Origin of the sequence: Marinimicrobium agarilyticum DSM 16975, from assembly GCF_000423345.1 — a bacterium.
Lineage (GTDB): Bacteria > Pseudomonadota > Gammaproteobacteria > Pseudomonadales > Cellvibrionaceae > Marinimicrobium > Marinimicrobium agarilyticum.
In genome coordinates this window covers 61,625-74,053 of record NZ_AUHU01000015.1, presented here as the reverse complement: position 1 = coordinate 74,053, position 12,429 = coordinate 61,625, and the positions used below count along the sequence as shown (strand labels likewise).

At 59.0% G+C, this 12,429-nt stretch carries 11 protein-coding genes; 3 read left to right on the top strand and 8 right to left on the bottom strand.

Annotation, left to right across the window (positions count from 1 at the left end):
- Window positions 1-381: 381 nt before the first annotated feature.
- Window positions 382-1,104 (bottom strand): tRNA (N6-threonylcarbamoyladenosine(37)-N6)-methyltransferase TrmO, encoded by a 723-nt coding sequence (gene tsaA / locus G547_RS0114510; protein ID WP_027330476.1) that lies wholly within the window; start codon window positions 1,102-1,104, stop codon window positions 382-384.
- A gap of 164 nt (window positions 1,105-1,268) precedes the next feature.
- Here tsaA and G547_RS21650 point away from each other — a divergent pair, with 164 nt between their 5' ends.
- Window positions 1,269-2,396 carry an endonuclease/exonuclease/phosphatase family protein gene (locus G547_RS21650; protein ID WP_051235529.1) on the top strand — a complete coding sequence of 376 codons (1,128 nt, stop codon included), beginning with the start codon at window positions 1,269-1,271 and terminating at the stop codon, window positions 2,394-2,396.
- On the opposite strand, the gene G547_RS0114500 is transcribed toward G547_RS21650, so the two are convergent.
- Window positions 2,389-4,794: a response regulator gene (locus G547_RS0114500; protein ID WP_027330475.1), complete on the bottom strand. Its 2,406-nt coding sequence runs from the start codon at window positions 4,792-4,794 to the stop codon at window positions 2,389-2,391. The genes G547_RS21650 and G547_RS0114500 overlap by 8 nt on opposite strands.
- Window positions 4,795-4,864: 70 nt before the next feature.
- Window positions 4,865-6,220, bottom strand: a complete 1,356-nt coding sequence (locus tag G547_RS0114495) for a sugar porter family MFS transporter (protein ID WP_051235527.1) — start codon at window positions 6,218-6,220, stop codon at window positions 4,865-4,867.
- 220 nt (window positions 6,221-6,440) lie between these two features.
- On the opposite strand from G547_RS0114495, the gene G547_RS0114490 reads away from it, so the two are divergent.
- Both G547_RS0114490 and G547_RS23475 read left to right on the top strand, forming a co-directional pair.
- Window positions 6,441-7,004, top strand: coding sequence for a glutathione peroxidase (locus tag G547_RS0114490; protein ID WP_036188856.1), 564 nt, complete (start codon window positions 6,441-6,443; stop codon window positions 7,002-7,004).
- A 4-nt stretch (window positions 7,005-7,008) separates the two neighbouring features.
- Window positions 7,009-7,185, top strand: coding sequence for a DUF6435 family protein (locus G547_RS23475; RefSeq protein WP_157209894.1), 177 nt, complete (start codon window positions 7,009-7,011; stop codon window positions 7,183-7,185).
- Window positions 7,186-7,192: 7 nt separating this feature from the next.
- Here the strand turns inward: G547_RS23475 and hemW are convergent, their stop codons facing one another.
- The 5 genes from hemW to G547_RS21640 form a co-directional block, all read right to left on the bottom strand.
- Entirely contained in the window at window positions 7,193-8,362 is a 1,170-nt protein-coding gene (hemW, locus tag G547_RS0114480; RefSeq protein ID WP_027330472.1) for a radical SAM family heme chaperone HemW, read from the bottom strand.
- A 78-nt stretch (window positions 8,363-8,440) separates the two neighbouring features.
- On the bottom strand, window positions 8,441-10,468 hold the full coding sequence (locus G547_RS21645) for an alpha/beta hydrolase family protein (protein WP_051235525.1): 2,028 nt from the start codon (window positions 10,466-10,468) through the stop codon (window positions 8,441-8,443).
- A 166-nt stretch (window positions 10,469-10,634) separates the two neighbouring features.
- Window positions 10,635-11,234, bottom strand: coding sequence for an RdgB/HAM1 family non-canonical purine NTP pyrophosphatase (gene rdgB, locus G547_RS0114470; RefSeq protein ID WP_027330471.1), 600 nt, complete (start codon window positions 11,232-11,234; stop codon window positions 10,635-10,637).
- Window positions 11,235-11,244: 10 nt separating this feature from the next.
- Complete coding sequence (locus G547_RS0114465; protein ID WP_051235523.1) at window positions 11,245-11,697, bottom strand: DUF4426 domain-containing protein; 453 nt, start codon at window positions 11,695-11,697, stop codon at window positions 11,245-11,247.
- A 130-nt stretch (window positions 11,698-11,827) separates the two neighbouring features.
- On the bottom strand, window positions 11,828-12,241 hold the full coding sequence (locus tag G547_RS21640; RefSeq protein ID WP_051235521.1) for a DUF4168 domain-containing protein: 414 nt from the start codon (window positions 12,239-12,241) through the stop codon (window positions 11,828-11,830).
- Between the last annotated feature and the right edge of the window lie 188 nt (window positions 12,242-12,429).

Here is a 12,429-nt window from a genome sequence, read left to right as displayed (position 1 = left end):
CCCCGCTCCACGGTCCGGGAACAGTGCACCCCATACCGAACCTCAGTGCCGGGATCAGCCGTAGGGCGGTATAAGCGAAGCGCATCCGCCAGAAAGGGGAGCTTCGAGAAAAACCGCTCCGGGTGAGCCCCACCTTGTTTTGAGGTAGCGGCCTGCGGTTCAATTCACTCTCATGGCCAGAATCGCCAACCAATCGCCTCTGGGGTTCTATTGGCACTGAGGCCCGAGGTGGAATAGACCGGTTGTAGACTCTCTGAGGCATGGATGCCGATGAGAAGCCCCCATGGATGGGTTTACGGCGGGTCTACAACCGGTCTATTCCACCTTGGGCCGGGCGTGAAGCAATCCTTCACGGTTAGGTTTTGCGTGTTACCAAGGGCTTCATGGTTTGTGAGGAATTACTTCAGTCACCATTAATTGGTGCTCTCCTTCGGCTGTCGGGTGATAATACCAACGCACCTCCGCCTCCTTCAGCGTCATGCCATAGCGCCGCTGTGGGTCCGGCTTCTGGTACTGGGGCCGTGGGTCCTGTTGCAGAATCTGCTGGAGCAACGCCCGCCAATCCTGCCCCGTGGTGTCGCTCAACGCCCTGCAGGCCGAGTCGGCCTCCGGTGTGAACTCCACCGGCACCCAGGCCGGGGCCTCCCCCGCGAAGCGATTCTCCGCCTCCGGCACCGAATCCGTGTATGGCACATACGGCTTGATATCCAGCACCGGCGTGCCGTCCAGCAAATCCGCCCCCGACAATAGTAGGAACAGCTTACCGTGCGCCTGTTCAATGCCCTCAAGCTTCACCACCGACAAACCGATCGGGTTGGGGCGCAGGGGGGAGCGGGTCGCGAAAACGCCCAGACTCTTGTTTCCACCCAACCGGGGAGGGCGGACCCGCGGCCGCCATTGGTCGCTCGGCGGCCGGTGGAACACGAACTGCAGCCAGAGATGGGTGCATTGTTCCAGCCCCTCCAGTGCTTGCGGGTCATCGTAAGGGGGCAGCAGCTCCAGACGCGCCCGAACCGCGGGCGCCAACCCCGGCTGTCGGGGAATACCAAACTTCTCTATAAAGCTCGAGTGCACGATGCCGATGGGTGAAAAGCAATAGGTCATGGGTTTGGCTCGGTGGTTGGTAGTTACGCGACAGTAATATGTTGTTGCTGGGCGCAATGCGACGCCTTTCCTTGTCCGCTTCGTGTAATTGCCCTAACCTCGAAGACAGACCGATCAACCGCGGCTTGGACCGAACCCGAGCCGCTTGCGCAAGGAACGTATTCATGCTGACAGGACTTTGGGTAGCGGTGGTCTTACTGCTGTTGCTGACCCTGATTCCACTTTCCCGCATCGAAGCCTGGTGGGTGCGAGGGCTGGACTTTCCCCGCTTGCAACTGTCCTGCCTGGCGTTGGTCCTGGTGGGGGCGCTCCTGTGCCTGCTCGATTGGGGGCAGCTCTCCACCTGGATATTGCTCACCCTGAGCTCAGCCTGTCTGGCGTACCACGCTTGGTGGATTGTGCCATATACGCCACTGCACTCGAAAGAAGTGCGCTCCGCCGGGACTCTCTCGGAGAAGGACCGCCAGCAACGCATCGCCATTATGACCGCCAATGTGCTGACCCCCAACCGCAACGCCGAACGGCTCTTGGCAATCGTGGCCGAAAACCGGCCCGATATACTGGTGACACTGGAGTCTGATGACTGGTGGCAAGAGCAACTCGATGTCCTCGAGCAGGACTATCCCCACACCATCAAGTGCCCGCAGGACAACCTGTACGGAATGCATGTCTACTCCCGCTATCCGTTGGAAAACGCCGCCTTACAGTTTCTGGTGGAGGAGGACGTGCCCTCCATACACGCCGAAGCGGTGCTGCCCTCCGGCCGCCGGGTGGTGTTGCACTTTTTGCACCCCGCCCCGCCGAGCCCCTCCGAAAATGCAACCTCCTCCGAGCGCGACGCCGAGCTGGTGATGGTCGGTCGCAGCGTTGCGGAAAGTGAACGTGATGTGCCGACCATCGTTACCGGCGACCTGAACGATGTGGCCTGGTCGCTAACCACCCGGCTATTCCGCAAAGTCAGTGGACTGTTGGACCCGCGCATCGGGCGCGGTATGTTCAACAGCTTTCACGCTGACTATCCGTTTATCCGCTGGCCTCTGGATCATCTGTTCCACAGTGAGCATTTTGTGCTGGAGGATATGCAGCGTCTGCCATCCTTTGGCTCCGATCACTTCCCGGTACTGGTACGATTGGTGTATCGGGAGCGTGCCAAGCCGCAGGAGGGAATTGACGCCGATGCAGAGGATCGGGCACTGGCGCGAGAGAAAATGGCGGATGAGGCGGTGGGCCCGGGTGAGGTGCATCGCCCTGAGATGCCCGCCAGTCGGTACTCGCTAGAGCCGGTTATCTGACCGGCGCAGAGCCGCTTGAGGGCCGTGTGAACCCCATTTTCTCAAAGGCCTGATAGAGCTTGGCGAGGGTGATGGGCTTGCCCAGGTAGTGGTTCATGCCGCAGGCAAATACTTCCTCGCGGTGCTCCTGAAGGGCGTGAGCGGTCAGGGCCACAATGGGAATGGCGGCGCGGTGATGATGGCGCTCGTGCTCCCGGATACTGCGGGTCGCCTCGAAGCCGTCCATTTCCGGCATCTCGCAATCCATCAGGATCAGGTCATAGTGATTCTGACAGACCGCCTCAAAGGCCTGTAGCCCGTCTTCGACCAGTTCCGCCTCGATGGCCATTCTGCCCAGCAGCCCTTTTATTACCATCCGGTTCACGGCATTGTCCTCGGCGACCAGAACCTTCAGGTGGGAAAACTGCCGGTAATCCGTTTCGTTTTGGGTCGTCTCCTGCTCAGTTTCCAGGCTTTCGCCGAGCATACTGATCAGGCGCCGACGAAGGCTGCGGGCCGAGAAAGGTTTGTGCAGCAGGCTGTGTATCCGTAGCTTCTCCAGCGTATCCGGGCCCAGCCGCAACTCGCCAGCGTTGAGAATAACCCGGGGTATCTCCCCGGCAGCCGGTTCCTGCAGCAGCCGCTCGGCGAAGGTCACGCCCTTCATATCGTCGAGCTGACTGCCAATGGCGATAAAGTCGACCGCTTTGTCATCACGGTTGAGTTCGCGCAGCCGAGTCATTGCGCGTTCGCCGGAAGGGACGCAGTCCAGAGTCATGCCCCAGCGTTTCGCGTGGCGATTGAGAAAGTCGCCCAGGCGTTCGCTCGGGTCGACAAACAGCAGTCGGCGACCGCTCAGCAATTGCAGCGCGCGTTGTTCCCGTTGAAGGCTGTCGGGGACGGTTTCAAACGTGGCGGTAAACCAGAACCGGGCGCCCTGGCCCTTTTCGCTCTCCACGCCGATCTCGCCACCCATCAGCTCCGCGAGACTTTTGCAGATTGCCAGACCGAGCCCGGTACCGCCGTACTGGCGGGTAGTGGAGGTGTCTTCCTGGTTGAATGAGTCGAACAGGGTCTGTTGAGCGGAGTGGGCGATGCCGATCCCCGTGTCCTGAATAGCGAACAATAGCTTGGGTTTCTGAGGCGTGCTGTCCTGAGCCTGAGACACCTCTAAAGCAATGTGCCCTTTGGCGGTGAATTTGAAGGCGTTGCCCAGAAGGTTGATCAGAATTTGGCGCAGTCGGGTCGGGTCGCCTTTGAGCCGGCGGGGGACTTCCGGGTCCACCCCGCCCATCAACTCGATATCATGCTTGTTGGCTGTGGCCCCGAACAGTTGCAGACAGTCTTCCACCAGGTCTTCCAGGTCGAAGGCGGCCACTTCCAGCTGCATTTTGCCGGCTTCGATCTTGGAATAGTCCAGAATGTCATTGATGATATCGAGCAGGGTTTCGCCGGAGCGGTGAATGACATCCAGGTAATGGCGCTGATTGTCGTTCAGGGGGGTATCCCGCAACATGTCCAGCATACCGATGACCCCGTTCATCGGTGTGCGAATTTCATGACTCATGGTTGCCAAAAATTGGCTCTTGGCCCGGTTGGCGTCCTCGGCGGCCAGTTTCTGGCGCTGACTTTTGATTTTTTCCTCTTTCTCACTCAGCAAGGCCAGCTCAATGGCATGACGTTGCTCGATGTCCTCGAGCAGCGTCTCGCGCATGTGGTTAATGGCATTCACCACATTGTCCAGCTCATCGGGCTTGTCGTCACTTTTGACCCGTTTGAGTTTCAGCGGCGTGGTCAGATTATCCAGGTGCAATTGGCGAGCGTACTGGGCGATGGTTTCCATATGGCGGGTGAGTAGAGTGAACACCAGCCACAGTATGAAAAATGACACCACCAGAGTTTTGGTGCCCTGGACCCCAGCGATAAACAATGTGCGCTGCCACAGTCGATCGTAGATATTGTTCAGGCTGGCGGTAATCCGCAGGGTGCCCAACTCCTGCCGGGGGGTGCTGTCGTCCTCATAAACCAGCGGGTACTCTTTGACCAGAAACTGGTTGGGCGTGGCCTCGATGTCTTCCAGAGTGATACCGTCCCGATGGGCCACGAGGGTTTGCTCGCTGTTGTTCCAGTCACTCCAGGAGACGCTGACATGAACCACATCCTCCACATCCAGCACGCTTTCAATCTGAATCGAGAGTTGTTCCTGGTCAAAGCCCCACAGGCTCTTGGTAATGCTGGCCAGGGTGCTGACCCGCACCTGATCCATACGCTCTTCCAGAGCGGAGATGTCGTCGTGAAAACTCGAATACAGCTGCATCAGTATCGCGACGAGCGTGATCGCGGAGCTGCTGAGAATAATCAGACCGAGCAGGCGGGCGGCGATGGGGTTCTCTCGCGTGTAGCGAATCAGTCGAAGCATGGGGTCAGGCGTCGCTGGATGAATTGGGCGAAATGCTCGGCTTAAGTGTAGCACTTCGCCCCCGTCGCGTTTACCGGTTTTGCTCGAGCTGTCCCTCCAGTGCTTCCAGCGATGTGCCTTTGGTTTCGGGCATCAGGTAGCGGACAAACAGCAACTGCAGCACCATCATCGCCGCGAAAAAGGCGAAAATCGGCGCGCCGCCAAAGGTGCCGGCGACGTAGGGGAAGCTGAAGGCGACCAAAGCGGCGAAAACCCAGTGTGTGCCCGAGCCGAGCGACATGCCGTAGCCGCGCACCCGATTGGGGAAAATTTCCGCGATAAACACCCAAATACAGGCCCCCTGCCCAATGGCGTGGGAGGCGATAAAGCCGAAAATCAGCAATGGCACCAGGCTGCCGTTAAAGGCCTCCCGATAGAAAATCAGGGCCAGGCAGGTGAGCGAGACAATGTAGCCCACCGAGCCGATGTACATCAGAAACCGGCGCCCAAAACGGTCGATGAGTGCCAGCCCCAACAAGGTGAACACCAGGTTGACCAGCCCCAGGCCGGCGGAGGAAAGAAGGGCGGCGCTGCTTTCCATCCCCGCCATGGTGAAAATGCGTGGTGCGTAGTAGATCACGGCATTGATGCCGGAGAGCTGATTGAAAAAAGCGAACAGAAAGGCGAGCAGGATAGGCCAACGATACCGCCCTGATAAAAACGTACGCCATTCGCTCTGGCCACTTTGCGCTTTATGGCTGTGTTCAATTTCCTCGAGCGATTGCTCCACCCGGCTGGGGTCGATCAAAGCGAGCACCCGCCGGGCCTCGTCCCGGTTACCGCGCTGGGTGATCAGCCAGCGGGGGCTGCGGGGCACAAAGAGCACCAGAACGACAAACACCAGCGCTGGTATCGCTTCAATACCCAGCATCAGGCGCCACTCTCCCCCCGCGGCGGCCACCCAGTAGTTGGAGAGATAGGCGCAGAGAATGCCGAATACCAGGTTGAATTGGAACATGGCGGTCAATCGGCCCCGGCTCCCGGCGGGGGCGATTTCCGAAATATACACCGGCGCGGCGACTGAGGAAGCCCCGACGCCAAGACCGCCGATAAAGCGAAAGGCCATCAGGCTGTAAGCGTCTGGTGCCAAAGCCGAGCCCAGCGCGGAGACCAGATAGAGGATACCAATCCAGAAAAGGGTAATTTTTCGGCCGTAGCGGTCGCAGGGAATGCCACCGAAAATGGCGCCGATAACCGTGCCGATCAGCGCCGATGAGACCATCAGCCCCAAGAGCGTATCCGACAGCGCCCACTGGCGTTGAATGGCCTGTTCCGCTCCGGAAATGACGGCCGTGTCGAAACCGAACAGAAAGCCCCCCAGGGCGACGGTGAAAGACCAGAATAGCAGTCGGCCATGGTGTGTGGTTTTGGAGTGAGTCAAGGTCATAGAGGGCCCCGTTATTGCTGTTATGTAACCGGTGTCATCGGTGCGGATTATCATACGTCGTGGCGGGCGTTTGGGCCAGCCCTACGGCCCACGCTCGCGTTTTGAAAGGCAGTGGTCCAATGACGCCGGTAAGACGTACCATAAGGTCATACTAGGCTAGTATAGAGATTCTGGCTCCCATCCAACTGGGGCGCACTGCCGCCCACCGAGAGGAAATATCATGATTGCTCGCTACCTTGCCCTGTTGATACTGGCACTGCTCTGTGCCAACGCCTGGAGCGCCGAGTGCCCCGAGGCTCTGGACCATGAGTATCGCCGTCTGCACAGCAGCGAAGATATCAACTTGTGCGAACGCTTCGCGGGACAGGCACTGTTGGTGGTAAACACCGCCAGCCACTGCGGATACGCTTCCCAGTTCAATCCCTTGGAGGCGCTGCACCAGCGTTACAAAGACAGGGGGCTGGCCGTCGTGGGTTTTGCCAGTGATGACTTCAACCAGGAAGCGGACTCCGAAGAGGAAGCGGCTACGGTCTGCTACGAGAACTTCGGCGTGACCTTCACCATGATCGCGCCCTCAGCGGTGACCGGCGATGACGCCAATCCGCTATTTCTCGAGTTGGCCCGCCAGAGCGAGGCGCCGGGTTGGAATTTCAACAAATACGTCGTGGCGCCGGACGGGACCGTGGTGGCCCACTTTGACAGTCGCACCGCGCCCGACTCCGAGGCGGTAATTGAGGCCATTGAGCGGGCGATGACGACAACTTCTAACACAGTGACGGAGTAAACGTATGTTTGGCTGGTTAAAGCCCGACCCCCAAAAGCGCTTGCAGAAAGCTTATGAAAAGAAGCTGGAAGCGGCCATGGTGGCGCAGCGCAGCGGCGACATCAAAACCTATTCGCTCCTGAGTGAGGAGGCGGACGGGCTCTATCGCGAGCTTCAGGCGCTGGCCTCCTCCAAACGTTAGTGCTCGTCTAGAAGGCGGCCAGAACATCATTCAGAAATCGACGCCCCAGATCGGTGGTGACCAGTCGCTCCCGATAGGGGTGGACCAGCCCCTTTTCTTCCAGTCCTTGCCAGGCGGGTTGAAGCGCCTGCAAAAGCAACCCCGTGCGTTCGGTGAATTGAGCGGATGGTACCCCCTCATTCAGTCGCAATGCATTCAATAAGTAATCCAGTGGCAGGGCCTCGGGCTCCAGCGTCTGCTCGCCGGCGAGCATGGGGCCGGTCGAGCCCCCGTGGCGACGTTCAAGGTAATGCGCCGGCAATCGGGTTTTCCAGCGACGGACGATACGGCCCGACTCTGGCAGAGTGATTTTGCCGTGGGCGCCAGCGCCAACCCCCAGATAGTCGCCATAGGTCCAGTAATTGAGGTTATGGCCTGCTCGGCGCTGGGGGCGCGCGTAGGCCGACACCTCATACTGCTGGTAACCGGCGGCGGCCAGCAGGGCTTCACCGGTGTCCTGGATGTCCGCCAGCGTGTCCTCCACCGGTAGCAGCGGCGGCGCATTGTAGAAGTGGGTGTTGGGCTCAATGGTGAGCTGATACCAGGACAAGTGCTCCGGCGCCAGGGCGATGGCCTGCGCCAGATCGGCCCGGGCAGCGGCCGTGGTCTGGTCTGGCAGGCCGTGCATCAAGTCCAGGTTGAGGTTATCAAAGCCCGCCTTGCGCGCCACTTCCACGGCGGCGAGGGCTTCCTCTCGTCCGTGAATGCGCCCCAGACGCTGTAGCTGCGCCTCCTGGAAGCTCTGTATGCCGATTGACAGGCGGTTCACCCCAGCGTGGCGGTAGCCGGAGAAACGCGCCTGTTCGAACGTGCCCGGGTTGGCCTCAAGGGTGATTTCCGCATCGGTGCTCAGACCCACCAGCCGGTCGACGTTCTCCAGAATACGGCCGATGGCATCGGCGGAAAACAGGCTGGGCGTGCCGCCCCCGAAGAAAACGGTATGAATTCGCCGTCCCTGCGCCATAGGCGCCTCGGCTTTCAGGTCTTCAATCAGTGCGTCGACATACTCGTGCTCGGGCAGGTTTTCCCCCGCCTGGTGGGAATTGAAGTCGCAGTAAGGGCACTTTCGTACGCACCAGGGGATGTGTACGTATAGGGAGAGCGGCGGCAGAGTCAGGGAGGGCAAGGCGGCGGACATGGAGCCTGGGTTCGTCAGTGGTGAAAACCGGCACTATAACATGGACGGCTCCCGCCCGTAGCGGGCGGGAGCCTGTGCTCACTCGGCTGTGGCCAGATGCTGGTCAAGAAACTTCAGTACCTCGCTCAGCGCTTTCACCCTGGACTCTTCCTTCCAGAGATTGTGGCCGGCCTCCTTCAGACGAACGAATTCGACGGCCTTATCGGCTTTTCTCAGGTTCTCTGCCATCAGCTCGGACTGCTCAACGGGAACTCGCTTGTCGTCTTCGCCATGAATCAAAAGAATCGGGGTCTTGATACCGCCAGCGAAGTTTGCGGGGGAATAGGCGGCAATGCGTTCGGGAGTGAAGAAATCTTTGGCGACCGAGCGGGTCAGGTACTCATAGACCCAATCGCTTTCTTCAAACTTCTCTTCGTCGTGCTCCATCATGGATGTCAGGTCACTGACACCGTTGATGGAAACGGCGCAACGGTAGACGGTGGGCGTGAAGGCCGCGCCCGCGAGCGCGGCGTAACCGCCGTAGCTGCCTCCGACAATACAAACGCGTTCCGCGTCGGTGAGCCCGGCCTCGGTCAGGTAGCGGACGGCATCCGTCAGGTCGTCTTGCATGCCCCGGCCCCATTCGCCCTGTCCAGCTTTCCAATGGTCGATGCCAAAACCGGTGGAGCCTCGAAATTGAGGCTGAACGACCGCGTACCCGCGCGCAGCCATGGCTTGTACAAACCCGTCATACCCAACCCGGTCGTAAGTGTGGGGCCCGCCATGAGGATAGATCACCGTCGGCAAGTTTTTTGGGTTGTCGACTTTGGCTTGAGGAAGTGTGAGCAACGTCGGAATTTTCAACCCATCCCGGGTTTCGTACTCGATCTGCACGGTCGGGTTGACGCCTCCTTCCGGTATCTGGGGGTGGTTGCTGGTCAGGTAGCGAAGCGGTTGGCCTTCGGTAGCCAGGTAGTAATCACCAGCGGTAGAGTTTCCCTGGACGTTGATCACAATGTGCTTGTTATCTTCGCTGAGACTGGAGAGTTCCACCGCGTGTCCTTCCAACTGGTTCTGCAGTGCTTTCAGTCGACGGGAGGCGTCGCTATCGAATAAGTGATATTGGGGGGTGAAGCCGCCAAACCTGATCCCGACCGCCACTCGGTCGAGGCCCAAAAAAACGTCTTCAATGTCCACATCATCCCGGCCCAGATGTAACTCCTGTTCAGAGCCATCGCTCAAAGAGAGCTTGAAATAGTTTCCTTCGCCGGTGTTTTTGTTGCTTCGTATCGCCAACAGAGACTTCATGTCCTTGGTCAGTCCGGCGAACTGGGTGATCAGGTTGGCGTCTTTCTCGGAATAGATCGTTCGATCGCCGCCACCGTTTTCCGGCACGACCACATACAGTCTGTGCGCTTCCTGGTCATAGCGAATTTCCGCAAGCACGTCACCCTTATCGTTGACGTAATAATCGATAGTATGGGAATGGCCTGGCTCGAGTACCTTGGGGCTTCGAGGGTTTTCAATGTCCACGGCGAGCAGTGCCAGGTCGGGGTCACGATCCTGGCGGTTACGCCCGGTGTAGGCCGGCATGTATAGCGTCTTCCGGTCTTTGGAAACGCCCGAGACCCGGCCCAGCCCGCTCTGTGCTTTCCAGATGACATCGCCTGGGCGCAACAACTGCTCAATGTCGCCGGTTTTCAGATCCAGCACATAAGCGGTGCTGATTTCCATGTGCGTGACGTTGAACCCTCGCAGGCGTTTCTCTTCCGAGGCGATCATGATCAGCTTTTGGTCCGTGAGGAAATACAAGTGTTTCGGATTGATTTCACTGACATTTGCCCCAGTGATCATTTTGTTGTCCACGAGCGAGTGCACCAGAACGAAATCGCCCTTCTCCGAACGACTGCGCAAAGCGATGGCGGTGCCATTGGGCGAGATGGTAACCATTTCACGGGCGGCGTCGGCGCCGTAACGTTCGGCAACCTGCTTGGCATTCTCTGCGGCATTGGCCTGAAGGACACAAAATGCAAGCGAGACTACCACCAGAAGCGTTTTGAAAGGCTTGGAAAGGTGGGACTTGGTAGAGGGGGTGAAGTCTAAAAAATGCCGTGTATGCTGTTCCATGAGGCAATAATCCTGAGGTGGTCGGTAGTGATACTCAGGAGCTTTGAACGTGCGGATGGGAATCAGCTTGGTGGTTTCGCCTAAGCCCCTGGCGTTTTTATTTGTATATTGAGGCTCAATTACGCCACAAGGAGCACCAAACTTCAAGGAGCCTCGGCGCGAGAGGTCAAACCGTTCGCGTTTTCAAGGCGTCCAGCAGAGTCCGGGTGGCGATTGCCCTGTGGCTGATGTGGGCCTTTTCTGTTTTATCCAGTTGTGCCGCGCTGCAATGGCGGCCCGGTACCTGGAACAGAGGGTCGTAGCCGAAACCGCCATCGCCTGCGGGCTCGGTGCGGATATGGCCGCGCCACTCGCCCTGGGCGATGAGCGGCGTCGGGTCCTCGGCGTGGCGGACCAGCACCAGCACACAGTGATAGGCCGCCCCTCGTTCCGCCTCTGGCAGGCCTTGGAGCTCGTCGAGCAGCTTGGCGTTATTGTCGGCGTCGGTGGCCTCCGGGCCGGCGTAGCGCGCCGAATAGATGCCTGGACGGCCCCCGAGCGCGTCTACGGCGATGCCGGAGTCGTCCGCCAAGGCGGGTAGCCCGGTCTGGGCGCTGGCGTGTCGGGCTTTCAGAAGGGCATTTTCCACAAAAGTCAGGCCGGTTTCCTCGGCGCTGTCCAGGCCAAATTCGCCCTGGGATTTGACGTCGTAGCCGCAGTCGGCGAGTAGCTGTTGAAACTCCCGAAGCTTGCCGGGATTGCCGCTGGCGAGAACCAGGTTTTGCATTCGGGGCTCCTTAATGCGACGGCTCGGTGTACATTTTCTGGGAGAACGTCAGCTCAAAGGCACGTTCGGCCCCTTCCGGTTTAACGTTGACCCGGAAGTTGTATACCTCTTCCTCGGTGTGGCGCATGGGGGCGATGTAATAGTAGGTACCGCCTTCATTGATTTCCTGGAAGTCCAGAGGTTGTGCTTGTTGCATCAGATTGGTGGCGGTGCCGTTGACCTCGGCTTTCTGGCCGAGGCCGCCCTCGGCCGAAGTGACGCTGATATTGATCAGTGCACGGTCTTCGCCCCGCACCAGCCCGTGTATGGCGGCGATGTCTGCGGGCACAAAGGTGCTGTTGAACACGCTGTAGTAGACCTGGTAGTCGCCAAAGCGCTCAGAGCCGCTCTGAGCCAGCGCCGGAGAGGCGAGAAAGAACGTCAATAGCAGGGAGATCCAAAACGACCGGGTATTTGACATCATGAAGTTCTCCAACAGCGTTTACGGGAGTGTTGATATGGCAACCTGTGTGGAGGGAGAGTCTAGCGCAATTGGGGGGAGATGACACGGTAGGCGCCGGGGCTGGCGCCCCGGCTGAATCGTACTCGCGCGCTTACGAGTCCTGTTCGGTTTCAATGCGTGAAGTCAGCTCCTTTTCGATCTGGCTGCGCAGCTCCTGATCCTGACCCGCCGCTTGGGCGATTTTCTGATATTCGGAGATGCTCAGACCGGAGTTTGAAACGGCTTCCTGCATTTTGGTCTGTGCTTCCTGCTGCATTTTGGTGGCTTTCTCGGGGTCTTCCACGTTCTGCAGCTTCTGGGTGTACTCCTGATTGATGCCCTGCACGGCCATGTAGGCATCCACAAAGTTTTCCACCTGGCTCTCGCTGACGTCCATGGCCGGCGCTTGGGTCTGTGGCTGTGCTGGCGCCTGCTGGGGCTGGCCTTGCGCGCTTACGGTGGCGGCACCCGCCAGCAAGCCAGCGGCGGCAAGAAGGGCCATTACGGGATGTTTGATGGTACGCATAGTGTTCTCCTCGTTTCTGATTGCAATGGACTCAAACGGAGAGTCGTTTATTTCACCTGTCCTGTCGCAAAGCCCGTGCCACCCTTGGGGCAGTTTCTTAACCTACTGAAAACAGGGCGTTTTTCGAAAGTAGAACGGTTGGGGATGTGAACCGAATCACTGTGCGTTTCTGCCCATGTGCCAATTTG